20 protein-coding genes and 1 tRNA gene are annotated in these 26,515 nt (G+C 47.2%); 14 read left to right on the plus strand and 7 right to left on the minus strand.

The window, feature by feature from the left end; genetic code table 11:
• Positions 1 to 105 precede the first annotated feature (105 nt).
• The 3 genes from clpX to tig form a co-directional block, all read right to left on the minus strand.
• Positions 106 to 1,389 (minus strand): ATP-dependent Clp protease ATP-binding subunit ClpX, encoded by a 1,284-nt coding sequence (clpX, locus tag ACBP46_RS06855; protein WP_371015987.1) that lies wholly within the window; start codon positions 1,387 to 1,389, stop codon positions 106 to 108.
• An 89-nt stretch (positions 1,390 to 1,478) separates the two neighbouring features.
• Positions 1,479 to 2,138, minus strand: a complete 660-nt coding sequence (clpP, locus tag ACBP46_RS06860) for an ATP-dependent Clp endopeptidase proteolytic subunit ClpP (RefSeq protein ID WP_371015988.1) — start codon at positions 2,136 to 2,138, stop codon at positions 1,479 to 1,481.
• Complete coding sequence (tig, locus tag ACBP46_RS06865) at positions 2,139 to 3,446, minus strand: trigger factor (protein ID WP_371015989.1); 1,308 nt, start codon at positions 3,444 to 3,446, stop codon at positions 2,139 to 2,141.
• Between the two features lie 176 nt (positions 3,447 to 3,622).
• Between tig and ACBP46_RS06870 the strand changes: the two genes are divergently transcribed.
• From ACBP46_RS06870 to ACBP46_RS06920, 11 genes are all read left to right on the plus strand, one after another.
• Entirely contained in the window at positions 3,623 to 4,834 is a 1,212-nt protein-coding gene (locus ACBP46_RS06870; RefSeq protein ID WP_371015990.1) for a CaiB/BaiF CoA transferase family protein, read from the plus strand.
• 132 nt (positions 4,835 to 4,966) lie between these two features.
• A tRNA-Leu gene (locus ACBP46_RS06875) sits at positions 4,967 to 5,051 on the plus strand.
• Positions 5,052 to 7,006: 1,955 nt separating this feature from the next.
• A complete protein-coding gene (locus ACBP46_RS06880; RefSeq protein ID WP_371015991.1) occupies positions 7,007 to 7,453 on the plus strand; it encodes a PACE efflux transporter in 447 nt (148 codons plus the stop codon).
• A 268-nt stretch (positions 7,454 to 7,721) separates the two neighbouring features.
• Positions 7,722 to 8,729 (plus strand): LacI family DNA-binding transcriptional regulator, encoded by a 1,008-nt coding sequence (locus tag ACBP46_RS06885; protein ID WP_371015992.1) that lies wholly within the window; start codon positions 7,722 to 7,724, stop codon positions 8,727 to 8,729.
• Positions 8,730 to 8,808: 79 nt separating this feature from the next.
• On the plus strand, positions 8,809 to 9,762 hold the full coding sequence (locus tag ACBP46_RS06890; RefSeq protein WP_371016062.1) for an ABC transporter substrate-binding protein: 954 nt from the start codon (positions 8,809 to 8,811) through the stop codon (positions 9,760 to 9,762).
• 13 nt (positions 9,763 to 9,775) lie between these two features.
• Complete coding sequence (locus ACBP46_RS06895; protein ID WP_371015993.1) at positions 9,776 to 10,591, plus strand: ABC transporter permease; 816 nt, start codon at positions 9,776 to 9,778, stop codon at positions 10,589 to 10,591.
• Positions 10,592 to 10,599: 8 nt separating this feature from the next.
• A complete protein-coding gene (locus ACBP46_RS06900) occupies positions 10,600 to 11,394 on the plus strand; it encodes an ABC transporter permease (protein WP_371015994.1) in 795 nt (264 codons plus the stop codon).
• Between the two features lie 9 nt (positions 11,395 to 11,403).
• Entirely contained in the window at positions 11,404 to 12,462 is a 1,059-nt protein-coding gene (locus ACBP46_RS06905) for an ABC transporter ATP-binding protein (protein WP_371015995.1), read from the plus strand.
• The gene (locus ACBP46_RS06910) at positions 12,459 to 13,298 is read left to right on the plus strand and encodes a phosphodiesterase (RefSeq protein WP_371015996.1); all 840 of its coding nucleotides are present in this window, start codon (positions 12,459 to 12,461) and stop codon (positions 13,296 to 13,298) included. The genes ACBP46_RS06905 and ACBP46_RS06910 overlap by 4 nt, the downstream gene beginning before the upstream one ends.
• Positions 13,299 to 13,516: 218 nt before the next feature.
• On the plus strand, positions 13,517 to 14,446 hold the full coding sequence (prmB, locus tag ACBP46_RS06915; RefSeq protein WP_371015997.1) for a 50S ribosomal protein L3 N(5)-glutamine methyltransferase: 930 nt from the start codon (positions 13,517 to 13,519) through the stop codon (positions 14,444 to 14,446).
• Positions 14,447 to 14,458: 12 nt separating this feature from the next.
• Positions 14,459 to 16,393: an ATP-binding cassette domain-containing protein gene (locus ACBP46_RS06920; protein WP_371015998.1), complete on the plus strand. Its 1,935-nt coding sequence runs from the start codon at positions 14,459 to 14,461 to the stop codon at positions 16,391 to 16,393.
• A gap of 149 nt (positions 16,394 to 16,542) precedes the next feature.
• On the opposite strand, the gene ACBP46_RS06925 is transcribed toward ACBP46_RS06920, so the two are convergent.
• From ACBP46_RS06925 to purN, 4 genes are all read right to left on the minus strand, one after another.
• Positions 16,543 to 18,840 (minus strand): UvrD-helicase domain-containing protein, encoded by a 2,298-nt coding sequence (locus ACBP46_RS06925; RefSeq protein WP_371015999.1) that lies wholly within the window; start codon positions 18,838 to 18,840, stop codon positions 16,543 to 16,545.
• Complete coding sequence (locus ACBP46_RS06930; RefSeq protein ID WP_371016000.1) at positions 18,837 to 20,045, minus strand: DesA family fatty acid desaturase; 1,209 nt, start codon at positions 20,043 to 20,045, stop codon at positions 18,837 to 18,839. Before ACBP46_RS06930 ends, ACBP46_RS06925 begins: the two co-directional genes overlap by 4 nt.
• A 97-nt stretch (positions 20,046 to 20,142) precedes the next feature.
• A complete protein-coding gene (locus ACBP46_RS06935; RefSeq protein WP_371016063.1) occupies positions 20,143 to 21,405 on the minus strand; it encodes an RsmB/NOP family class I SAM-dependent RNA methyltransferase in 1,263 nt (420 codons plus the stop codon).
• Between the two features lie 99 nt (positions 21,406 to 21,504).
• Positions 21,505 to 22,155 (minus strand): phosphoribosylglycinamide formyltransferase, encoded by a 651-nt coding sequence (gene purN, locus ACBP46_RS06940; RefSeq protein WP_371016001.1) that lies wholly within the window; start codon positions 22,153 to 22,155, stop codon positions 21,505 to 21,507.
• Positions 22,156 to 22,196: 41 nt separating this feature from the next.
• Between purN and ACBP46_RS06945 the strand changes: the two genes are divergently transcribed.
• The 3 genes from ACBP46_RS06945 to lspA are packed head-to-tail and all read left to right on the plus strand — an operon-like array spanning position 22,197 to position 26,515.
• The gene (locus ACBP46_RS06945) at positions 22,197 to 23,162 is read left to right on the plus strand and encodes a bifunctional riboflavin kinase/FAD synthetase (RefSeq protein WP_371016002.1); all 966 of its coding nucleotides are present in this window, start codon (positions 22,197 to 22,199) and stop codon (positions 23,160 to 23,162) included.
• On the plus strand, positions 23,152 to 25,992 hold the full coding sequence (ileS, locus tag ACBP46_RS06950; protein WP_371016064.1) for an isoleucine--tRNA ligase: 2,841 nt from the start codon (positions 23,152 to 23,154) through the stop codon (positions 25,990 to 25,992). The genes ACBP46_RS06945 and ileS overlap by 11 nt, the downstream gene beginning before the upstream one ends.
• The gene (lspA, locus tag ACBP46_RS06955) at positions 25,979 to 26,515 is read left to right on the plus strand and encodes a signal peptidase II (RefSeq protein WP_371016003.1); all 537 of its coding nucleotides are present in this window, start codon (positions 25,979 to 25,981) and stop codon (positions 26,513 to 26,515) included. The genes ileS and lspA overlap by 14 nt, the downstream gene beginning before the upstream one ends.

The raw sequence follows: 26,515 nt of genomic DNA on the forward strand, positions 1-26,515 counted from the left end.
AGCTTCCCCTTGTGGTTCTAGCTTCTGACTTACAGATTGAGGCGAACTTGGCAATTTCAAGTAGGCAAAACGTAAAAACAGCGCTAACGGATAAATAGGTGGTGATTAGGCCACGGCGTTATCGCCAGAAGCTTGAGCAAGAGCATCTGCAGCATGGACCACGACGGGCTTAGCCGTGCCTTCTACTGCCTCTTTGGTAAGAATAACTTTACTCACATCAGGCATTGAAGGGAGGTCGTACATAGTATCAAGCAGTGATTTCTCTACTATAGAGCGCAAGCCACGTGCCCCTGTTTTACGCTTGATAGCTGCCTGAGCCACAGTTTTTAACGCTTCATCTTCGATTTCAAGCTCGACGTCTTCCATAGTAAACAACTGCTGGAATTGTTTGATAAGCGCATTTTTAGGCTCGGTAAGGATGCGAATCAATGCGTCTTCGTCTAATTCTTGGAGTGTAGTAACTACAGGCAAACGACCCACTAGCTCGGGGATTAAGCCAAATTTAATTAAATCTTCGGGCTCGACCTCGGCGAAGAGCTCTCCGACGCCACGTTCACTACGCGCACTGACTTTGGCACCAAAACCAATGCCTGATTTTTCAGTACGGTTTTGAATGACTTTTTCTAAGCCATCGAATGCCCCACCCACAATAAATAAAATATTGGTGGTATCAACCTGAATAAAATCTTGGTTTGGATGCTTGCGCCCGCCTTGGGGGGGTACAGAGGCAACCGTGCCTTCGATGATTTTTAATAACGCTTGCTGCACACCCTCGCCTGATACATCGCGTGTAATAGACGGGTTGTCCGCTTTGCGTGAGATTTTGTCGATCTCGTCAATATAAATAATAGCGCGCTGCGCTTTATCTACATCGTACTCACATGCTTGTAATAGCTTTTGAACTATATTTTCTACGTCCTCGCCCACATAACCGGCTTCGGTTAAGGTGGTTGCGTCAGCCATCACAAAAGGAACCTTGAGCATGCGTGCTAACGTTTGAGCAAGCAACGTCTTTCCAGAACCCGTCGGACCTATAAGTAGGATATTACTTTTTGAAAGCTCTACATCGCCCGTTAACCCTGCGTATTGGATACGTTTGTAGTGGTTATAAACCGCAACCGCTAAGTTACGCTTGGGCTGATCTTGGCCAATGACGTATTCATCAAGAAAAGCTTTGATTTCATGCGGTGTAGGTAAGTCGGCCCCGATGAGCTCAACCGCATTTTGCTCTTGCTTGTCCTCTAGGATCATCTCGTTGCATAAGCCAATACACTCGTTGCAAATATAGACTGACCCAGGACCTGAAATAAGCTTCTCTACCTCGCTTTGTGTTTTATTACAAAAAGAGCAGTGGAGGGCTTTATCGTCGGTCGGATGTTTATCGGACATAAATATATAAAATCAAAATAATGCGGCGAACCGCAGATAGCAGGGAGAGGGATGGGAGCGACAAAGCCTAGGCCTTGTCGCCATAACCCTTAAATATCGTCTGAACGATGAGTAAGTACTCGGTCTAATAAACCGTATTCCGTTGCCTCGGCAGCATCCATAAAACGATCACGCTCTGTATCGAGTGCAATTTGCTCAATGCTTTGACCTGTATTTTCGGCCAAAATTCGATTGAGACGTTCGCGCAAGCTTAGGATTTCCTTGGCTTGAATTTGAATATCAGAGGCTTGACCTTGAGCGCCACCTGAAGGCTGGTGAATCATGATACGTGAGTTTGGCAGAGCAAAACGCTTGCCCTTTTGACCTGAGGACAAAAGAAAAGCGCCCATGCTTGCTGCCATACCCGTGCATAAAGTTGACACCTCGGGCTTTACAAACTGCATCGTATCGTAGATAGCCATACCCGCATACACAGACCCACCAGGTGAGTTAATGTAGAGCGAAATATCTTTATCTGGGTTTTCCGACTCTAAGAACAACAATTGCGCCACGATTAAGTTGGCAGAATTATCGTTAACGGGCCCAACCAAAAAGATAATGCGCTCACGCAATAAGCGCGAATAAATATCGTAAGAACGCTCTCCGCGGCCAGACTGCTCAACCACGATAGGAACATAGCCAAGGCCTGTAGGCGTTACAGCATGTCCACCATTCATAGATGCATAGAAGTCGATAAAACGAGACGACATTTAGTTATTTCCCATTAATTGCTCAAAATCCACGTTTTCATCAGTTACTTTGGCTTGGGACACAATATGATCTACTACATTGTCTTCCAATACAATCGCCTCGATTTCAGCACGACGCTGAGCATCGGATAAATAGAAGCTGATGACCTCTTCAGGTTGTTCGTAGTTTTGTGCGAACTCTTCGATACGAGCACGTACCTGCTCTGGTGTAGCAGATAGCTCGGCGCTTTCTACTAACGCAGACAACAACAGACCTAGACGTACACGACGCTCGGCTTCGTCCTGGAATACGTCTTCAGGAATAGGCATGTCGTCGGCGTTCGGTAAACCACGCTGTTTTAGCTCTTGGCGAGCGGCAGCGATACGATTTTGGATTTCGCTTTGAACCAGTGCCTTGGGCACATCAAAACTGCTGGCAGCAAGCAACGCATCCATTACGCTGGCTTTAGTACGTGCATTTACACGTGCTTTGGCTTCGCGTTCGATGTTGGCGCGAACGTCGGCCAATAAGCTTTCGATATTGCCTTCTTCTTGACCAAGCTCTTTGGCGAAGTCATCGTTTAGCTCTGGCAACACAGGCTCGGCAACTTCAGTTACCTTGATGGTGAACTGAGCAGTTTTCCCAGCGACTTCAGTACCACCGTAATCTTCGGGGAACTCAAGAGGGAACACTTTTTCTTCGCCTGCTTTCATGCCTAGAGTGGCCTCTTCGAATTCAGGCAACATGCGGCCTTGACCCAATACAAAGGAGAAGCCCTCTGCAGTACCACCATCAAACGCTTCACCATCAATTTCGCCTTTGAAATCGAGAGTAACACGATCATCGTTTTGGGCTTCACGGCCGTCGCGGGCTTCGTAGTTAGCACGCTGCTTGCGAAGAATGTCTAAGGTGCGCTCGACTTCGGCATCACCCACAGTAACATCACTACGTGTGACTTCTAGCGCTGTTAGTTCGGGCAAGGTGATTTCTGGATACACTTCGAAGGTCGCGCTAAATACCATTTGATCTTCAGCGGCGTCTTCTTTAGGTGTAATAGAAGGTACACCAGCGATGCGCAAACCGCTGTTTTCGATTGCGCTGTCTAATGCTTTGCCTAGTTCATTGTTAATTGCATCGTAACGGATGCTAGGGCCATGGCTGCGCTCTACGATAGATAGAGGGGCCTTTCCTGGGCGAAAACCCTGGATTTTGGCTGTACGCGCCACACGTTTAAGTTGTGCCTGGACTTCTTTTTCGACATCTGCTGTAGAGATAGCCACATCGATTCGGCGCTCCAAACCGGACAGAATTTCAACCTCGGGCTGCATTAGAGACCTATATAAATGAGTAAGTTAACAAAAAATACATATCTTACCGGAAAAAGTTCAAAAAATAACCGGATAGTCCTATAGTTTACTAGTAAGCAAGGTAAAGGTGTCTACTGATTTTTATACCTATACCACTATTTAACTATTTCACTGCGTTAGCGAAGGATGATGTAGCAATGCCAAAACCCTTGTCGGATATACGAGTTCTAGAGCTGGGACAGTTAATTGCAGGACCTTTTGCGGCAAAAATACTTGCGGAATTCGGTGCAGAGGTTATTAAGGTAGAACCTCCTAAAACGGGCGACCCACTACGAAAATGGCGTCTATTGCATAAGGGTACCTCGGTTTGGTGGGCGGTTCAATCAAGAAACAAACAATCGTTGGCTTTAGACCTACGTCAAAAAGAAGCCCAAGACATCATTAAACAGCTGATCACTGAATGCGACGTTTTAATAGAAAACTTCAAACCGGGCACACTGGAGCAATGGGGATTAGGTTGGGCCGATTTAGAAAAAATCAACCCTAAATTAATTATGTTGCGTGTATCTGGCTATGGACAAACAGGGCCTTATAAAGACCGCCCTGGTTTTGGCCTAGTTGGAGAAGCCATGGGTGGGCTACGTCATCTCAGTGGTGAACCAGGCCGCGCACCAGTACGCGTAGGCATTTCAATTGGTGATTCGCTGTCAGCTCTGCATGGGGTGATTGGGGTGCTATTAGCACTACGCCAACGTGACAAAGACGGCCTAGGTCAATATATAGATGTGGCCCTGTATGAGTCTGTTTTTAATATGATGGAAAGTCTTTTACCCGAATACTCTGTATTTAATGAAATACGTCAGCCTGCAGGCAGCGCCCTGCCCGGCATCACGCCTAGCAATGCGTATTTAAGTAAAGATAATAAATACGCGCTTATTGCCGGTAACGGCGATAGTATTTTTCAACGTCTAGCTCAGGCCATGAATCGACCCGATTTAGCGCAGAACCCTCTTTATGCGCACAATGATGGCCGCGCACAACATGCCTCCGAAATCGACCAAGCCATTGCGCAATGGGCAAGTCGCTACACACTGGATGAGCTACTACAGATTTTGCATGAACACCGTGTGCCGGCAGGCCGCGTCTATGACATTGAGGACATTTATCATGACCCTCACTACCAAGCTCGTAATATGATCGTTCAAACAGAGCTAGATGATGGCACGCCCGTTGCTGTTCCAGGGGTGGTACCAAAGTTAAGTCGTACCCCAGGTGAAATTAACAGCAAAGCCCCGCGTTTAGGTCAACACACCACACAAATCTTATCTGAGCTAGGTATAGATGCGGCCACCCAGCAAAAACTGCTTGAAGCCGGCATCATTGACGCAGAAAATTTAAAAAAAGACTAGACAAGAAACGCATTTAGCATTACTATCTATTTTTCGTTCATTGCAGCGCCTTATTTAAAGTGCGACATGAACAAAAAGCTTGACAGAAAAAATTAAACAGCTTATAATTTTTATCTTTCAGCAGTAAAAAAAGCGAACGTGGCGGAATTGGTAGACGCACCAGATTTAGGTTCTGGCGCCGAGAGGTGTGAGAGTTCGAGTCTCTCCGTTCGCACCAAACATTGAAAGCCGTTGATTTTATGGGATCAAAATCCTTTAAAATCAACGGCTTTTTCGTTTTTGTTCCATTTACTGATAGCCTAATATCAAATATTCCAAACTCTAGGCCCCAAAAAAGCCTCACGAAAAGCCCCACGGCAAATATGGCTTTAATCTGATCATCAGCCTTTCTCTGGCTAGGCCAGCAATTAAACACGCCGCCTCTCGTTGACGCCCCCTCGCCTAAACGACGGAATTTCCGCGCACTTCGCTAAAGCCCAAAGCAATTGAACACAAAGACCCGCACAAAATAAAACTTGACTTACCGTGCCTTAGTACCGCATCAACAAAGCCTATAGAGCTTATTTTAAGCACAAAAAAACCCTTCTCGATTAAACCGAGAAGGGCTATACTAAAAGGTATTGAAAAACAAGGCACTTGCCCAGACTAGAGCTTTTTTATGTAAACGCCTTGGCTTTTTTAAATGTCTAGGCCTATGGTTTGCAGATCAAACTAGCTGGTGCTTTGTTAACCCCCCAGGTGACAACACTGTCAGCTCTTCTTTTCAAGGCCAATTCGGCCCTGTCATCGCACCCAAAAACGAACAGAGTTGTAAAACAATGTTAAATTCACCGCGCTTGCATTGCAAGAAAGTGAAAGCATTGTACAATCTTGTCCTTTCCTGACGCTAAGCATGCGCTTGATTAGGTGTTACGACTGAGTTGGTGTTAGTGCCCAACTAAAACATAAAAAGTAAAGCCCTACTTTTTTTGTCTTCCGAAACCCTGCTATATGGGAGCAGTCGTAACACCTAATCCAGTGCTTTGCAGCAATCTAATTAGTGTCTTTTTCTGCAGTAGCGCTATCTTCCTGAAATAGGCAAGATAGTCAGCATATCAAAACCTTTTCCCCGTGTTTGCCATTTGCTTGATGCATGTGTTTGCATGCCTATGTAAGTGTATTACATTTTAGCAACCCATGTAATAAACCGCAACAAACAGTAGCCCATTTAAGGGTATTTGCTTAATCCCCTAGAGAATAAAAGCGCCTGCACTTTAAATAAAGCATTAACTATTAAACCAAAACAAAAGCTTTATAGGCCCTGACCAGATACAGCTGCAGTCTGTAGTTATGAGCTGATACTTACTAGCATCAAGCCTTCAAAGCATAATCAGGTAAAAATATTAGTTTATATAGCAAAAAAGATCATAACGCATTTGCCTAAAAACGCCAATTTAGTTTAGATGCAATCATACACCCGTCGATATATTAATAATCTCCAATACATCCAAGCCGCTTTAACAGCCATTTAATTATTTTAAACTTAAATAAATGACTCAAGCTGTGTGAACACGAGTGCTTTGGTATACCTGCTTAGGCACAATTGAAAATACAAACGCACTTACTAGCATGTGGTTGCTTATTTAAAATAAGCGCTCTGTGCACACAAAGAAGCAATTTAAAGTAGAGGCTTTATTTTTATTTAACTGCTAATTGACCGAACTAAATCGATTTCATAATAATTCCTACCTACAGCACAGAGCAGCCTATTACCGCTATAGCCTATAAGGCTTATGATTCTTAATGCACAATAGAAATGTAAATCAATAGCTCCCACCCACGTAGTAATTAACCTAGGTTTTCAATCTCAAAAAACATGTAATCTAAAAAATAACAATAATGAAGCAAGCACAACACTAAACACTGTTTCAGCAGTTTTTATTAAACCAAGCACAACGAGGGAACGCTGGCCTCAAAAAAGTGTTAGCTTGAGCACTATTAACTACGTTCACTTTATTTTTGGTATTCACACCTTTATGAGTGTTATTTTGACAGTGCTTAGCTAGAGCCGTAAAATACTTGGGCAAGCAGAAACCGCAGCTTGTTGAGATCACACTCATTTCATTACTATGTTTGACCGGGGCGGGCCGGCTCTTTAATCAAGAGTCCCTTTTTGGCTCAGTGGAGTTTACGTTGATTACTCTCAGCCCTTTTAAACGGCGCTTAACTTACGTCACTATTTTCGAAATTCTCGCGGTTATTTTTTCCACCTTGATCTTAATGGGTCTTAGTGGCAGTGCAGCCCAAGACTCATTGCCTGTAGCGATTATGGTATCTGCTACAGCAGTGGCATGGAATTACACCTACAACACATTTTTTGAAATGTGGGAACGCCGTCACCAAGTTATGGATCGCAGCTTGCGTCTACGCTGTTTTCACGCCATTGGCTTTGAAGGCGGTCTGATCCTATTTTGCTTGCCTATTTATATGCTGTGGTATGGCGTGGGCGTATGGGAAGCCTTTATTATGGAATCGATCTTGTTGGCTTTCTTTTTGGTGTATACGTTTTTGTTTACGTTGTGCTTTGACAAAATATTTACCCTGCCTCAGCATGCGCTACGCAATCCATCCCAAATCTAAATATTAAAAATTGATCTAGCCTCTGCCCGCCCAGAGGCTTTTTTTATGGCTGATGGTTATTTTATGCGTCTTACCCCATCAATCTAACCCCCTAGGGATTCCTCTAGGTTCTCAAGTAACCCTTTGAATTATTAGAAAAAAAACAATAATCAGAACTTGTTTGCGCAATAGCAACACCAACTGTTATTTACCTATTTTCATTTTTTTGACATAATTTCATGCTTTAATGTAATCGATTACATTTTTACGCACGTCAACAACTAGGCAAATGAACATACAAAAAGTCGCTCAAGCAGCAGGCGTTTCTGTGGCTACGGTCTCCCGCACTTTCAATTTCCCAGAGAAAGTGTCGGCGGCTACCCGTGCCAAAGTGGAAGCAGCAGCTCATCGACTGCAATATGTACCTAACGCCAGTGCTCGTAGCTTGCGTACCCAAAACACACGCACAATTGGGGTCTTACTGCCTACTTTGCACAACCCCGTTTTTACCGAGTGTTTACAAGGCATTGCCGAAACTGCTGCCGAGCGCGGTTTTTCTATTATGCCTTTCACTACCGCTTATACGCTTGAGCAAGAATTAGAAGCTGTAAAAAAACTGCTCGGTTTCGGCGTAGAGGGTGTGATCTTAGTGGTTTCCGACCCCAAAAACTCACTGGCGCTTGAGCTATTGCAATCCACAAATACCCCGTATGTGCTGGCCTACAACTGGTGTTCAGAACACCCTTGTGTTTCAGTGAACAACCAACAGGCTTTTGCCGAAGTGGTAGCGTATTTAGCTCAACTCGGGCATCAGCGTATTGCTATGGTTAGCGGCCAACGTCATGCGTCAGACCGCGCCCAACAGCGCTACGAAGGTTTTGTACAAGGTATTCAACAAGCCCAGCTACCGCTTTTACCCCTGATTGAAGTCCCTTTTATTGATAATGCCGTAGAGGCCATAGCACAAGCGCTGCAAAAAGAGCGTACTGCAACCGCCTTAGTTTGTTCTAACGACTTAATGGCTATTAGAGCCATACGTGCCGCCCATCTGTGTGGCTATCAAGTGCCGCGCGACCTAAGCGTTACCGGCTTTGATGGGGTCCGTCTAGGTCAGGACCTTACCCCAAGCCTGACTTCTATTGTGCAACCCAATGCAGAAATTGGGCGTCATAGTTTAGAGCTTTTAATTCAACACTTAACACAACACACTCCCCTGCACGCTCAAGCGAGTATTTTGCTAGCGCATCAGCTTCAACCCGCTGAGTCCAGTGCACCTCCTTTTATATCGCATGACTAAGGTCATTTTTACAGGAATGATTATGCCATCCTTATTAAAACGCCTCGCCTACACTAGTGTGATCGGCTTGAGTTTAGGTATGAGCAGCCTTCAGGCTCAAACCGCTATTTGTTATAACTGCCCAACAGAATGGGCTGATTGGGGTACTCAACTTCGAGCTATTGAATACGAAACCGGTGTTAAGATCCCTGCCGACAATAAAAACTCGGGCCAATCCTTAGCGCAGCTTGTGGCAGAAAAAGCCAAACCTGTGGCTGACATCACCTATTTGGGTGTCAGTTTTGCCATTCAAGCAGACAAAGAAGGGGTTTTGGACACTTACCATCCCGCCGACTGGGACCAAATCCCAGCTGACCTAAAAGACCCTGCTGGTAAATGGTTTGCCATTCATTCTGGCACCATGGGTTTTATGGTGAATGTGGATGCTTTAGATGGCAAACCAGTGCCACGTTCATGGGCTGATTTATTAAAGCCTGAATACAAAGGTTTAATTGGGTATCTAGACCCCACCTCTGCTTTTGTAGGCTATGTGGCTGCCGTTGCCGCAAACACCGCCTTAGGTGGTACGTTGGATGACTTTGGTCCGGCTTACGAATACTTCCAGAGCTTGCAAGCCAATGACCCCATCGTGCCCAAACAAACCTCTTATGCACGCGTTTTGTCTGGGGAAATTGCCATTTTGCTTGACTACGATTTCAACGCATATCGTGCTAAATACAAAGATCAAGCCAATGTGGAATTTGTAATCCCTCAAGAAGGTACCGTAATGGTGCCCTATGTGATCAGCCTAGTTAAAGGGGCCCCACAAGCAGAAAACGCGAAAAAAGCCTTAAATTTTGTGCTTTCTGATGCCGGCCAAGAAATTTGGGCCAGAGCATATTTGCGTCCAGTGCGTGCAGAGGCCATGCCTGATGACATTAAAGCCTTATTTATTGATGAAAGTGAATACAACCGTGCCGTAGCCATTGATTACGGCAAAATGGCGGACGTTCAACGCTCTTTCTCAGACCAATACCTAAAAGAAGTCCGCTAATTTAGTCCCTCTTATGTCAAGCTCTGCGTTTCATCAAAGTCAACGCACCATCTTATTAGCCTGTCTGGCACCAGCCACTGCTTTTTTTCTAGCATTTTGGTTGTTGCCAATGACACGGCTATTGGCTCTCCCAGCTCAACAGGGTTGGGAGACCTATTTTGTGGTTCTGACGCATTCGCGGTATTTAACCAGTTTGGTTAATACCCTCGTTTTATCTCTAGTAGTAACGGCTCTCACTCTGGTTTTAGGCGCAACAGTCGGTATTTATTTAGCTCGCACACCTATTAAAGGTAAAGGCTTTTTAGTTTCATTATTGACCATGCCACTGTCCTTCCCCGGGGTAATTGTCGGTTTTTTTGTCATATTACTTGGAGGCCGCCAAGGTCCTGTAGCGGATATTTTTCAACAGCTAGGCATGGGCAGAGTTACCTTTGCCTATGGCGTGATTGGACTTTTTTTAGCCTATTTGTATTTTTCGCTACCACGAGCTATTGCAAACTATACCGCAGCCGCAGAAGCCATGGATCCTGCCCTAGAGGAAGCTGCTCGAACCTTAAATGCCTCGAAGTGGCACATCGTGCGCGATGTATGGATTCCTCAGCTTGCTCCGACCACAGTCGCCAGTGGCGCAGTTATCTTTGCGACCTCGATGGGCGCGTTTGGCACCGCTTTTACCCTATCAAGCAAAATAGAAGTACTACCCATTTCTATTTACAACGAGTTTACCAATTACGCTAATTTTGCTTTAGCGGCTTCACTGTCTATTGTGCTGGGTTTAATCACATGGCTTGTGTTGTTTGTAGCTCGCATTATGACTGAAAAGAAATAAAGACTGGTATGAAAAACTCACATTCATCGCCATGGTTGCGACTCATCACACTGTTAGTGTGTCTATTTATGATTGGCCCCCTGTTTTTATCCTTGTATGCAGGTCTGGTCAACAACTATGGCGCTGGCTTTAAAAGCGGTTTCACTACACGTTGGTTACAAGAAGTTTGGTCTATTTACGGCAGTACCGTTGGTTGGTCAATTTTAATTGGCTTAGCCTGTGTAATAGGCACGCTGTTAATCGGTGTGCCCTGTGCTTACGCCTTGGCTCGTCATCCCTCGAAATGGGCTCGAGCCTTTGAGGAACTGCTTACCCTACCAGTGGCCGTGCCAGGTTTAGCCTCAGCCCTTGCTCTTATCTTAGCTTACGGTCAAATCAGCGTCTTTAGACAAAGCTTTTTATTCATCTTAGTGGGGCATATTGTTTTCACCTTGCCTTTTATGGTGCGAGTGGTGTCGTCCGCGCTACAAAAAGAAGAGCTTTACGCCATTGAAGAAGCCGCCAGAACCTTGGGTGCTTCTTTCTTGCGTCGTTTTATTGGGGTGATTATTCCCGCCGTGTTTCCAGCCATTGTGGCTGGAGCCATGATGGTTTTCACCTTATCCATTGGTGAATTTAACCTTACTTGGATGCTCCACACCCCCTTAACGCGCACCTTGCCGGTAGGTTTAGCGGATAGTTATGCCTCAATGCGTGTTGAAGTTGGCTCTGCCTATACATTAATCTTTTTTATGGTGATTCTTCCCGTGTTATGGATTATGCAAGCCCTTGCTAACTTTGCCCAAAAGAAATACGGAAACTAAGTCAAAATCATGAAGCAACTTGATCGAATCAGCGTTGATATTGTTAACAGCGCTAAAACTTATCCCGACGGGACACAGGGCTTAAAACCCACGAATCTCCATATTCATCCCGGCGAAGTTCTAGCCCTACTGGGACCATCAGGCTGTGGCAAAACCACGTTATTACGCATGATCGCTGGCTTAGAAAGCGCAGATGCAGGCAGCCAAATTCTCTTTGGTGACCAAGACGTCACCGACAAACCCGTAGAACAACGCAATGTAGGCATGGTCTTTCAAAGCTATGCCCTCTTTCCTCAAATGAGTGTACAAGCCAATATTGGCTATGGCCTTAGTATTCGCGGTGTACCCGCTGCAGAGCGCAAGCAGCGTGTGGGTGAACTGGTAGATTTAGTGCACTTGAATGGGCTGGAGCACAAGCGCCCGTCCGAGTTATCCGGAGGCCAACGCCAGCGTGTGGCACTGGCTCGCGCTGTTGCGGTTAGACCTCGCGTTTTATTATTGGACGAGCCACTAGCCGCCTTAGATGCCAAGCTTAAAGAAACACTGCGTGATGAATTAGCCGACTTACTGCGTCAGCTAGGTATTACTGCCATTCACGTAACCCACGACCAACAAGAAGCCTTGGCTATTGCCGATCGCTTAGCAGTTATGCATGCTGGTCGTATTATGCAAGTGGGGCGTGGCGAAGACCTGTATCGCGACCCAAGCCATGCTTTTGTGGCGGAGTTTTTAGGGCGAGTGAACCGTATTAGTCGCAGCGCTGAGGCACGCAGCCGCCATATTATTGAGCTAGGTGCATTTACACAAGCCTGCCCCGATGCGTTAAAAAATAGCCAAATGCTTTTTGTACGCCCCGAAGATATTCAGCTCACCACGCCCAGTGCCGAGGTAGCCAAAGCTAAAGTCATTCAACGTACGTTTTTAGGTGAACGCATTGAGTTTAAAGTGCAACTCACTGATACACAAACGTTGATGGTGGAGACGCATAACCAATGCCCTTATCAAGTTGGCGACACCGTTGGTCTTACTATTCCCTCTACTCGCTTTTTGAACCCTGAAGCAGAATGAATCAAACCTTATTAGTACAAATTAGCGATTTGCATATTCGTGAACCAGGCCGCTTGGCCTATGGTCGCATCAATACCGCTCCTTATTTAGAAAAAGCGGTAACAGCAATTAATCAATTGCCCCAAAAACCAGATGCCGTTGTGATTACCGGCGATTTAACGGATTTTGGCCGCGTTGCTGAATATGAGCATTTACGTCGTTTACTAGCCCCTTTAACCGTGCCAGTGTATATGCTGCCTGGTAACCACGATGAACGGCATGTGTTAACCCAATGCTTTCCTCAGTTAGACTATTTAGAAAGCACGTTAGAAAGCCGCTACACGCAGTACGTTGTGCCTGTAGGTCCTTTGCGTTTGATCGCATTAGACACCAGTGTTATTGGGCAAAGCAGTGGTGTGCTTTGTGCGGAACGGTTGGCGTGGCTTGAGCAGGCGCTGATCGACAATGCCGAGCACCCTGTGGTTATTGCCATGCATCACCCCCCTTTTAATACGCTAATTGGGCATATGGATAAAATCGGGCTTTTACAAGGAGGCCCCGAGTTGGAGCAACTGCTACGCCGCTTCACAAATATCGAGCGTGTGATTTGCGGTCATTTACACCGCCCTATTTCAACTCGATTTGGCGGCACCATTGCCTCAACATGCCCTGCTCCAGCCCATCAAGTCTGTCTAGATCTAAGCCCCGAGGCAGAGTCAGCCTGGTGCTTAGAGCCACCTGCCATGCAAATTCATGCGTGGGATCATCAGGCTCAACGCTTGGTGTCTCATTTAGCCGTGATTGAAGAGTTTGAGGGACCCTACCCATTTCACGAGGGTGGGAAACTCATCGACTAATAACAACACCACACTAACTACCCCTAGGTAAAAGCTCCCTGCAAAGAGCTTTTACTTTTACAGCCGTTATATTTATATATAACGGCTTTTTTATCACCAGCCCCCCATTGCCACGGTAACAGCACTGAAAGCCATCTCACTTTAATACTAGCCCCGTTTAAACAAAGGTTCACTGATATAATACTAGGTTGATTTCTTCGTTTATACACAGGTTTTTTATGAGCGCTACGCCCCATCCTTTTTATGCTGAAGCCTTTACCGATTTACGCACCGTGCGCGATCTATTGCGTTGGGCCCTAAGCCAATTTCACCGTCATGAGCTCAGCTTTGGTCATGGTAGCGACAACCCCTCTGACGAAGCCATTTATTTGTTACTACATACGCTGCACCTTCCACTAGACACTATTGATCCTTTTTTAGATGCAGCCTTAACGTCCAGTGAAAAACAGCATTTTTTAGAGCTGGTACGCCGTCGTTGCGAAGAACGACTACCTGCCGCTTATCTTACTGGCGAGGCTTGGCTTCAAGGCTTACGCTTTAAAGTCAGTGCCGATTGCATTGTTCCACGCTCCCCCATTGCAGAGCTACTTAGCACCCAGCTCGCTCCTTGGGTCGAAGACCCCATGGCCATCCACTCTGTACTCGATGTATGCACAGGCTCGGGCTGCTTAGCCATTTTGGCTGCGCTTACTTTCCCTGAAGCGCACGTTGACGGCGTGGATATCTCTCCTGCTGCCCTAGCCATAGCCAAGCAAAACGTCGAAGACTACGATCTTAGCGATCGGGTTTGCGTGTTGGAAAGCAATCTATATAGTGCTGTAGCAGCCAAAAAATACGACCTCATTATCTCTAACCCACCCTATGTAAATGAAAGCTCTATGCAAGCCCTGCCAGCAGAATACTTGCATGAGCCTCGTATTGCTCTAGCTGGTGGCGATGACGGTATGGATCTGGTGCGCGTTATTTTGGCTCAGGCAGCCTCCCATCTAAATGAAGGCGGCCTTTTGGTTTTAGAAATTGGTAATGAGTACGACCATTTTTGTGCAGCCTTTCCCGAACTCGATCCCGTCTGGCTCAGCACAGAAACCGCCGATGACCAAATCTTGCTCCTCACTTACGAGCAACTTCAATCTTTTAACGCAAACTAACAGGGGCAAGACGTGATTCGTGCCACGGATTTAGGGTTACGCCGAGGAACTAAAGTTCTACTCAGTAATACACAATTTGTTATTAACCCCAAAGAACGGGTGGGCGTAGTAGGCCGTAATGGTGCCGGAAAATCTACGCTTTTTGCGCTTTTTCAGCATGAGATTGATGCCGATCAAGGGGTATTAGACCTCCCATCCAGTTGGCGTATTGCCAGTGTTGAACAAGAAATCCGTGACCGTGATCGGCCTGCCCGCGAGTTTGTTATTGACGGTGACACCCATCTGCGCGCCTTACAGGCTCAACGAGCCGCCACAGCAGACCACGATGGCGAAGAAATCGCCCGTCTAGAAAACGCCTTAATTGAAGCCGATGCATGGACCGCTCCCTCGCGTGCCGAGCAGTTGTTGGCTGGATTAGGATTTAAACCAGACCAATGGTTGCTGCCCGTAGGCCAATTTTCAGGGGGTTGGCAAATGCGCATTGCATTGGCTCGTGCGTTGATGGCACCTTCTGATTTGCTCTTACTGGATGAACCCACTAACCACTTAGATCTGGATGCTATGCTCTGGCTAGAGCGTTGGTTACAATCCTACCCCGGTACAGTATTGACCATTTCCCACGATACAGAATTCTTAGATGCCGTCAGCACCCATATTCTGCATTTCGAGCAACAGCAACTCATCAAATACCGTGGCAATTACTCATCTTTTTTAAGCCAGCGGGCCGAGCGCATGCGCCAAGATCAACTGGTTTGGGAAAAACAACAACGCGAAGTGGCTCATTTACAAAGCTTCATTGATCGCTTTAAAGCCAAAGCCAGCAAGGCTAAACAAGCCCAAAGCCGCGTTAAAGCACTGGCTAAAATGCAAGAGTTAGCCCCAGTACGTTTAGACGGTTCGGTACAGTTTAGCCTGCCTACGCCCGAGCACATGCCAGACCCCTTATTACGTTTGATTGAAACCGATCTAGGTTATAGCGTTCCTGAAAAGAAAACCATTCTGCATCAAGTAAATCTAGATGTACGCAGCGGCAGCCGTATTGGTATTTTGGGAATGAACGGTGCAGGTAAAAGTACTCTGATTAAAACCTTAGCAGGTGAAATCCCTGCTCTCAGCGGTGAGCTCGTCACATCAGCGCGCTTAGAAGTGGGTTATTTTGCCCAGCATCAGCTCGACATGATCGAAGCCGACCTAAGCCCTATACAACACATGCAACGCATAGCACCCGAAGTACGTGAACAAGAGCTACGCAACTACTTGGGCCGTTTTGCATTCAGTGGGGAAATGGCAACCGACACCACGGCTGGTTTTTCGGGTGGAGAAAAAGCCCGTTTAGCTTTGGCTCTTATTGTTTGGCACAAGCCAAACTTATTACTGCTGGATGAGCCCACCAACCATTTAGATGTGGAAACACGGGAAGCCTTAGCCGCGGCATTGGCTGAGTACGAAGGCAGTGTATTAGTGGTGTCTCATGATAGACAGCTTTTGCGCTCTACGGTGGACAACTTTTGGATCGTCGCAGATGGCTGCGTGGCCGAGTTTGATGGCGATTTGGAAGACTACCGCGATTGGCTCTTAGGTCGTGCAGCACAATTACGCAGTGCCAAAAGCTCATCTGCTGTCACCAATGAAAACGAGTCCACCCTAGATCGGCGCACGCAACGTCGCTTGGAAGCCGAAGCACGCCAAAAAATGGCTCAGCTACGCAAACCACTAGAGAAAAAGATCCAGCAACTTGAAAAACACTTAGAGCAACACAAAGCTCGTCTGCTTGAGCTTGATGAGCTGATGAGTGACCCAGAGTTTTATGGTGATCAATACAAAGAACAACGTCCTGCTTTACTTGCTGAGCACGGCGAACTCAGCAAACAAATTGATCAGCACGAAGAGCAATGGCTGGATTTGCTTGAACAAATTGAGCAAATCGAAGCGGAACACAAGGTTTAAACCTGCAGCTCAAAACTAACAGCAAAGCACGCTACCTAAGTAAAGCCGCTTCAAAATAATAATGCGCGCCCAGTTTTGGGCGCGCAGGGTTTGCAAACAGCGTATTAAAAGGTGAACAGCCTAAGCCAATTTCGTAAAGATCGCTTTAGTTAGCCTCCAGCTATGATTTCAAGCTTGGCAATACCCAAAGCCAACGTCTTTGTACCTGCATCACGAAAATGAATCTGGGCTTGCGCCTCGTTGCCGCTACCACTTAAAGTCAATACCGTTCCATCTCCGAACTTAGCGTGGCGCACACCTTGCCCAACACGAAAATGTTGATCGCCTACAACCAGCCCACTTTTAGCTACGGTCGAGGCCATGCCACCTGCAGAAGAAGATGCGGAAGAACCATACTGTGCCCGCGCTTTGTCCCATGATGAACCACCACGCCCAAAACCACCCACCCACGAGCTAGTTGCCACGGGGGCGGCTTGACGCGGCGTCAGCCACTTTAGATTTTCATCCGGCAACTCGTCTAAAAAGCGCGAGCGGGTCGCATAACGCGTTTTGCCGTGCAGCATTCGGCTTTGAGCCAAAGTGACATAGACGCGCTTACGACCACGCGTTAAAGCCACATACATTAAACGGCGTTCTTCTTCGAGACCATCTAGCTCGGCAAGGCTGTTTTCATGAGGGAACAGCCCTTCTTCTAGACCTGTTACAAAAACCGCATCAAACTCTAGGCCTTTAGCGGCGTGGATAGTCATAAGCTGAACGGCTGCTTGACCGGCCTGAGCTTGATTATCGCCGGCCTCAAGGGAAGCATGAGATAAAAAAGCAGCCAGTGGTGACATAGCGGCCAAAACCGCATTGCCATTTTCATCTACGGATTTGGCTTCAGGTGTAACTGGAATACGACCTGCGACCTCGTCAGCTAGACCCTCTTCGGTAACAAACATAGCCGCAGCGTTAACGAGTTCCTGTAAGTTCTCTAGGCGATCTGCGCCCTCTCGGTCGGCTTTATAGTGCTCGAGTAAACCACTGTCATGCACCACCTGTTCGATCAACTCGGGCAATGTAAGCATTTGCGCTTGGGCTGCCAAGTGGTTAATGAGCTCGATAAATTTACCTAGGTTGGTACCGGCACGACCGGTCATATAGGGCACAGCACGGTACAAGCTGCAATCGTACTGCCGTGCGTAGTCGCCTAATTGCTCTACAGAACGCGCACCAATGCCCCGCGTAGGAAAGTTCACCACGCGCAACCACGAGGTATCATCATTTGGGTTATCAATTAAGCGCAAATACGCCAAAACGTGTTTGATTTCTTGGCGCTCAAAGAAACGCTGCCCACCATACACTTTGTAAGGAATAGCCGAGCTAAAAAGCTGGTGCTCAATGACGCGCGACTGGGCGTTGCTGCGATACAGTACCGCAATCTCGTCGTGAGCATAACCGTCACGCAACAAGGCGCGTATTTCCTCGACCACCCATTGCCCTTCAAGCATATCTGAGGCTTTTTCTACAACGCGTACTGCTTCTCCTGGCCCTGAATCCGTCCAGAGTTTTTTACCTAAACGGTCCGCGTTATTGGCAATAAGCGCATTAGCCGCATCTAAAATATGGCCACTAGAGCGATAATTTTGCTCGAGGCGCACCACATTGCCTTTGGCATAATCCCGTTCAAAACATTTCATATTGCTGATATCAGCCCCACGAAACGCATAGATGGATTGATCGTCATCGCCCACTGCAAACATGACCGCCTGATCGCCAGCAAGCAAAGTCAACCAAGCATATTGCAATGGGTTGGTGTCTTGGAACTCATCAATTAATATATGCGCAAAACGCTGCTGATAATGACGACGTAAAGGCACGTTGTTTTGCAATAGCTCGTATGCCCGTAAAAGCAGCTCAGCAAAATCCACCACACCTTCGCGCTCGCACTGCTGTTGATATAGCTCGTAGATATCAACTAAGCGTCGCGTATGAGGGTCGAACACCTCGATGCGATCTGGACGTAAACCTTTTTCTTTTTGAGCGTTAATAAAACGCTGTACGTCGCGTGGTACAAACTTTTCGTCATCAATGCCGTTGGCTTTAATTAAGCGTCGTATTGCCGCTAATTGATCAGCGCTATCAAGAATTTGAAAACTTTGGACCAAGCCCGCGTCTTGGTGATGAAGACGCAGTAATCGATTGCACAAGCCGTGGAACGTACCTACCCACATGCCGCGCGTGTCGATAGGTAATAACGAATTAAGCCGCATCAGCATTTCGCGTGCGGCTTTGTTAGTAAAAGTAACAGCTAAGAGCGCGTAAGGGCTAACCCCTTGTTGCATCAACCACGCCATACGCGTGGTGAGCACTCGGGTTTTACCGCTTCCCGCCCCCGCTAAAATTAGCGTGTGGTGGGCGGGTTGGGTGACGGCTTGAGCTTGTTCTGGGTTTAAGCTCTGGATCATGCTGCGTAACGACGCAGACGCAAGGCGAACTGCTCTAAGCTATCAATTCCACTTTGCTGAGCACGCTGAACCCAAGCGCGTAAGTCGGCCAAGAGCTGATCGCTGGTCGCACTAGAGCTTTCCCAAAGACGAGAAAGTTCAACTTGCATTTGTACAACAGTAGATAGCTTGCCTTCGTCTTCGAGCACTTTTTGAAGCTGGGTGCGTTGCTCTTCGCTAAGAACCTGATCGCCACGACCAATCCAGTCGCTACAACGTCTTAATAGGGAAAGCTTGCCGTGATCGTCTTTGTTTTTCAAGCGCGAAATTTCCTCGGTAGCGGCTTGGCGGATAACATCGGCGTAGCGCGCTAAAATTTCGTAACGGTGAGTGATTACCCCCTGGAGAGTGTCCAGGCTAATGTCACTAGCAGCAACTTTGTTGGCTGGCTCTAGGCGCAATTTAGGTGCTACTTTTTTAACATGAGCCAGCTTAAAAAAGCGCAAAATGCTGATATAAACCCAACCTAAATCGAACTCGTACCATTTGCTCGAAAATTTAGCAGACGTACCATAGGCATGGTGATTGTTGTGGAGCTCCTCGCCGCCAATGATAATTCCCCAAGGGAAGACATTGGTACTGGTATCGGGACTAGCAAAATTGCGATAACCCAGTGCGTGACCCACGCCGTTGACCACCCCAGCCGCCCAGAAAGGAATCCAAGCCATCTGTACAGCCCACACAGCAAGACCAACTAGACCGAATAGCGCTAGATCAATACCCAGCATAATTAAAATGCCAAGTAAGTTGTGACGAGAGTACACATTGCGTTCCATCCAGTCGTCGGGCGTACCGTGACCAAAACGCTTGAGGGTATCCTCGTTTTTGGCTTCCTCGCGATACAGCTCGGCACCACGGAAGAACACCATTCCTAGACCAAAAACTACTGGAGAATGGGGGTCACCTTCGCGTTCGCAACGTGCATGGTGTTTACGGTGGATGGCAACCCACTCTTTGGTGATCATGCCAGTAGTAAGCCAGAGCCAAAAGCGGAAGAAATGCATCACGGCCGGATGCAAGTCGAGGCCTCGGTGAGCTTGGCTACGATGTAAAAACAACGTTACCGAAATAATAGTGATGTGCGTGACCGCCAGAGTGAACAGGACCACCTGCCACCATGACCACTGCAATAGCCCGTCGGCTAGAAAATGAAGAATATTTTGCATAGACCTATTATGGATAAACCATGTGAGTCAATTACAACTAAAGAAAATACAGCTGTACAGTTTAAACGCCTACTGAAGAGTCAGTGTTTGCGTTAAGTCAAACTGTGTCTGTTTTTCGCTGTAATACGGCCGCAAAGAAACCATCGGTATGATGATAGTCTGGGCGGAGTTCTAAGTAAGGCCCTGCCATAGTGAGGTCAGGACTACGTGGAGCTATTATAGGATTAACCTCCATAAGCTCAAAGTGGGGGTGTTGTTGCAAAAACCAAGTCACTTGGTCTTGGTTCTCTTGGGGCAACAAACTACAAGTAGCATAAACCAAACGCCCCCCGGGCGCGACACATTTTGCAGCGCGTTCAAGGATTTCCCGTTGAATTTGCACATAATGGTCAATACTTGCTGCGTGAAAACGCCATTTAATGTCAGGATTACGACGCAAAGTGCCCGTACCGCTACATGGGGCATCGACAAGCACACGTTGGGCTTTACCATGCAAACGCTTGATACGCGTGTCATTTGCTTCGTTAATGACTACAGGCACTATATTCGATAATCCACTGCGTGCAAAGCGCGGTTTAGCCCGTGCCAAGCGCGTCGCAGAGGTATCAAAGGCATATAACCGCCCTGTAGAACGCATCAGTGCTCCGATTAATAAGGTTTTCCCCCCTGCGCCAGCACAAAAATCAATAATCATTTCGCCGCGCTTAGGAGCGATCAGAGCAGCTAATAATTGACTTCCTTCGTCTTGAACTTCAATTTCACCTTTTTCAAATTGAGGCCAATTAGCCACAAAAGGTCGACCACGCAAACGAATACCCCAAGGGGAATACGAGGTAGCTTTGGGTTTAAAACGGGCTGTTTCGCCCTCGGAAAGTTGAGCTAATACCACGTCTCGCTCGGCTTTAAGCGGATTAACCCGTAAATCAAGGGGTGCCTCGGTATTAAGTGCTGCAGCCAAGGCCTCGGAGTCAGGCATGGATAAAAGCTGCTGAGCGAGCCAATCGGGCAGACTATAACGCTGAGCAAAAGGCATTTCCATACCGTCTAGGGTGAGGACGTGCTCAATCCAGTTTTGCTCGCCTGCATCTAGAGCCTCGCGTACATCTTTATCCCACGTATTGATTAAGCCCAAAATAGCTAAGCGTCGGCTTCCTGAACCGACTCCACTTTCTGCTAAATAACGGTAACGACGCAAATGACGTAACACATCAAATACGGCATTTGTCACCTCGGCTCGATCACGCCCCCCCATGTTTTTCTGTTTGCGCATCCATTGCGAAAGCACAGCATCGGCGGGATGCTCCCACTGCAGCACTTGGCCTAATACTTCTGCGACTTGATCAATGCGTCGAGCAATCATCGAAGCAGGACTGTATTGCTGTGTGCTTTTATGACGCGACGGCGTCGTTTTTTTACGTGGGGAACGTTGAGTAGACATAAACCAAAAAAATGAAAAATATTAAAGCGCAAAGGCACGATGAGACACACCGAGTACCTGAACCCTACCATCGGCTAATCGCTGGACTTGACCGGCAACCAACCAATGAACCACTTCATTATAAACGCGATGCTCAATATCTAATAAGCGTGCTGCTAATTGCTTTGCATCGTCATCATGGTGTACAGGTACTATGCCTTGGGCGATAATAGGGCCATGGTCTAAGACGGCGGTGACAAAGTGTACGGTGCAACCGTGCCATTGCAACCCGGCATCGATAGCCTGTTGGTGTGTATTTAAACCCGGAAACAAGGGCAACAACGAGGGGTGAATATTAATTAACCTATCCTCAAACTGCGCTACAAACTCGGGTGTGAGTATACGCATAAAACCAGCTAACAACACATAGTCTGGACGGTATTCATGAATAACAGTGGCTAACTGTGCATCAAACTGTTGGCGATTTGCAAATTGCTTGTGCTCGAGCACATGGGTAGACAACCCATATTGCTCAGCCCACTGAATCCCTTGGGCTTCTGCTTTGTTTGCAATCACTGCTACTACTTCAGCATTTAGCTGTTTATTTTTTATGGTTTCTACTATAGATTGCATGGTAGAGCCGCGTCCCGATATCAGGATGACTATGCGGCATTTTTTATTTGAGTCCGTCAACTTTTGCTCCAACGTTTTTCAAAGACAAATTTGTTTTGCCCGTGAAACCTACTTTTTCCATCTATCGCAATTTGCCTCGCTATAACTCTAGCGCAGCCAGTGCATTAACTATTGGTAATTTCGATGGTGTGCATCTTGGTCACCAAGCCATATTGCATCGCCTTCAAAAAGAAGCCCAGCGTCGCGATTTGGTACCCAGCGTAATGACTTTTAGTCCACATCCGCGCGCTTTTTTTGCAGAACGAGCCCAACGCCCTGAATTGTACCCTGCTCAGATCAATCCCCTAAGAGATAAATTGCAAAAACTCGCCCAGCACGGGGCACAGCAAATTATTTTACAGCGCTTTAATAACGCCTTTGCTACCCTAAGCCCTCAACACTTTATTGAGGAGCTACTAATTAAAGGTTTACGGGTGCAATGGCTACTTATTGGCGAGGATTTTAAATTTGGTCATAAACGCCAAGGCAACGTTGAACAACTTAAAGCCGCTGGTCGTCAATACGGTTTTGTAGTGGAAAGCATCGAGGACGTAGTAGATGCTGTTGGTCAACGCATCTCTAGCTCGGATGTGCGTACTGCTCTTGCCCAAGGTAACTTAGCCGCGGCCCATGCTCATCTGGGTTATAGCTATTGCATTAGCGGTCATGTGATTCATGGTCAAAAGCTAGGCCGAACTATAGGCTACCCTACTCTTAACCTAGCGGTGCCTCCGCGCTGCGCCGCGCGTACTGGCGTATATATAGTAAAATTACATGGTTTAGCTGATCAGCCAATGGCTGGCGTAGCAAGCCTAGGGTTGCGCCCTACTGTAGTAGACGCCGGACGTTTACTACTTGAGGTGCATCTTTTAGACCGTGACGTAAACGCTTACGGTAAACTAGTTAAGGTTGAGTTTCTCCATTTCGTTCGAAACGAAGAAAAATTTCCTGATCTTCAGACAATGATGGCTGCCATCGATAACGATGCCCGCAGCGCTCGTGAGTATTTTGCCTCCCATGGACTATAAAAACACATTAAACCTACCCGAATCCCCTTTTCCGATGCGTGGCAACCTGCCCAAACGTGAACCCGCCTGGGTTCAAGAATGGCAAGAAAACAACGTCTACGCAGCCATTCGTGCAGCCAGTGCAGGGCGTCCAAAATTTGTTTTGCATGATGGCCCTCCTTATGCCAATGGCTCGATTCATATTGGGCATGCTGTTAACAAGATACTCAAAGACATCATTATAAAAAGCCGTAATATGGCCGGTTTTGATGCGCAATATGTCCCAGGCTGGGATTGCCATGGCATGCCTATCGAAGTTCAAATTGAAAAACTCTATGGCAAAAACCTGCCCGTTAAAGAAGTACAAGCCAAAGCCCGTGCTTATGCTTCCGAGCAAATTGACAGCCAACGTAAAGATTTTATTCGCTTAGGGGTACTGGGTCAGTGGGATAATCCTTACCTCACTATGAATTACAGTAACGAGGCCGACGAACTGCGTGTGCTGGGTCGTATTTTAGAAAAAGGCTTCGTATTTCGCGGCCTAAAGCCCGTCAACTGGTGTTTTGACTGTGGTTCCGCTCTAGCCGAAGCCGAGGTCGAATACGCCGACCGTACCGACCCATCTATTCATGTTGCCTTTCCTTTTGCTGACAAAGCCAAAGTGGCAGCCGCATTTGGTTTGGCCGATGTGGCAGACGGTGCTATCGTCATTTGGACCACCACCCCGTGGACCATTCCTGCTAACCAGGCCCTAAATGTGCACCCCGAGTTCGAATATGCACTAGTGCAACTCGACCAAGCCCGCAGCACGGGCAGCACCTTAATTCTGGCTAAAGACTTAGTGGAAAAATGCCTCGAAGAATGGGGTTTAAGCGGTCAAATCATAGCTACCACTACCGGCGATAAGCTCGAACACCTGTGCTTTACGCACCCCTTGGCCCAAGCTGATGCAGGCTATCAGCGTGTTTCGCCTGTATACCTTGCAGACTATGTCACGTTGGATTCAGGTACTGGCGTGGTTCACTCCGCACCGGCTTATGGCGTAGAGGATTTTATTTCCTGCAAAGCACACGGTTTAAACGACGATGACATTCTAAAACCAGTACTAGGCAATGGCGTCTACGCCGAATCCTTACCCTTATTTGGCGGCCAGTTTATTTTCAAAGCTAACCCTGCCATTGTTAAAGCGCTAGATGAGTCGGGCACTTTGCTCAAAGCCGTGCAGTTCCAGCACAGTTATATGCATTGCTGGCGTCATAAAACACCCATTATTTACCGTGCTACCAGCCAATGGTTTGCAGGCATGGACATCGACAACAGCACAGGCCGTAGCTTGCGCGACATGGCACTCGAAGCCGTCGACAACACCGAATTCTACCCTTCATGGGGTCGAGCACGTTTGCACGCCATGATTGCCAATCGCCCCGACTGGACTTTATCTCGTCAACGTCAATGGGGCGTGCCTATGGCATTCTTTGTTCACAAAGAAACCGGCGAATTGCATCCACGTACCCCCGAGCTTATCGAGCTCATCGCGCAACGCATTGAAAAAGAAGGCATCGAGGCGTGGCAAAACATTGAGCCAGCAGACCTATTAGGCAACGAGGCCGATCAATACGAGAAAAACACAGATACTCTGGATGTCTGGTTTGACTCTGGCAGCACACATGCTACGGTTTTAGGTGGTAACAACGACCCCCACATCAAAGGCTCACACGCGTCTGAATTAGCGTGGCCTGCCGACTTATACCTCGAGGGCTCCGACCAACACCGTGGCTGGTTCCACTCTTCGCTCTTAACCGGCTGCATGATGTACGGCCGTGCCCCCTATAAGGCCTTGCTGACCCACGGCTTTGTGGTGGACGGCAAAGGGCGCAAAATGAGTAAATCAGTGGGTAACGTAATTGTTCCCCAAACCATTGCTGACACGCTAGGCGCAGAAATTTTACGTCTCTGGGCTGCGGCCACAGACTACTCGGGCGAACTTTCTATTTCGGATGAAATCCTAAAACGAGTGGTTGAAGCCTATCGTCGTATCCGCAATACGCTTAAATTTTTACTTGGGAATATTGCCGATTTTGATATTGAAAAAAATGCTATTCCTATCGATCGCTTGCTTGAGATTGATCGTTATGCCCTAGGTATGACAGCTCAAATGCAAGAACAAGCCTTAGCCCATTACATGAGCTATGAGTTCCACCCTATTGTGTCCCGCTTGCAAACGTTCTGTTCCGAGGATTTGGGGGCGTTTTATTTGGACATCCTTAAAGATCGTCTCTACACCACAAAGCCCGATAGCTACGCACGTCGCTCTGCACAAACTGCGCTCTATCATATTACCCGAGCTCTTTTAAAACTGATGGCACCTATTTTGTCTTTTACTGCCGAAGAGGCATGGAAAGACTTGTATTTAGGCAAAGAGCAACCCTTAACTATTTTCACAGAAACCTTCCATGCCATTCCCCTGGCGCGCGACAACGCACCATTGATGGCGCAGTGGGAGCGTATTCGTGAGATTCGCGCTGAAGTCATGCGTCAGATTGAAGTAGTTCGTAGTGCCGGTAAAGTCGGCTCCTCTTTGGCCGCCGAGGTTGACATCTATGCTCAGGGCGAAGACTACGCTTTGTTGGCGCAGTTAGCCGATGACTTACGCTTTGCTTTGTTGGTATCACGTGCCACCTTGCACAGTGGCGACGAGCTACGCATTGAGGTCACTCCAACTCAAGCAGAAAAATGCGATCGTTGTTGGCATCACAGCACAGATGTAGGGGCTAGCGAGCAACACCCCACCTTATGTGGGCGTTGTGTTAGCAACCTAGAAGGCACAGGCGAAGTCCGTGAACACGCATAGTCCGCAACCTACAGCCCATAAAGCCTCCTCTCCCCAGCGAGGGGGCTTTATTTATTGGCTTTTAATTGCTTTAGCCATTGTCGTATTTGATCAATTCACTAAACAGCTAGTTGAACAAAACTTTCAGTATGCGGAGCGCTTAGCTGTATTGCCGTTTTTTGATCTAACTTTGCTCTATAACCCTGGTGCAGCCTTTAGTTTTCTAGCTGATGGGTCCGGTTGGCAGCGCTGGTTTTTCACAGGCATTGCCGCCATTGCTACCGTGCTAATTGTGCATTTGCTGCGCAAACACCCCGAGCAAAAACTCTTTTGTGCCTCGTTAAGTCTAATTTTAGGTGGCGCTATTGGAAACGTTATTGATCGTTTGCTTCATTCACATGTAATTGATTTTTTGCTTTTCTACTGGCGTGATGCGTATTTTCCTGCGTTTAATTTAGCGGATATTGGTATTACATGTGGGGCCATCCTGCTTATCCTAGACGAAATTTTGCGCCTCAGAAAACACAAAAAAACGAAGGGATAA

The organism is Paenalcaligenes hominis, from assembly GCF_041359055.1.
GTDB classification, from domain to species: Bacteria; Pseudomonadota; Gammaproteobacteria; order Burkholderiales; family Burkholderiaceae_B; genus Paenalcaligenes; species Paenalcaligenes hominis_A.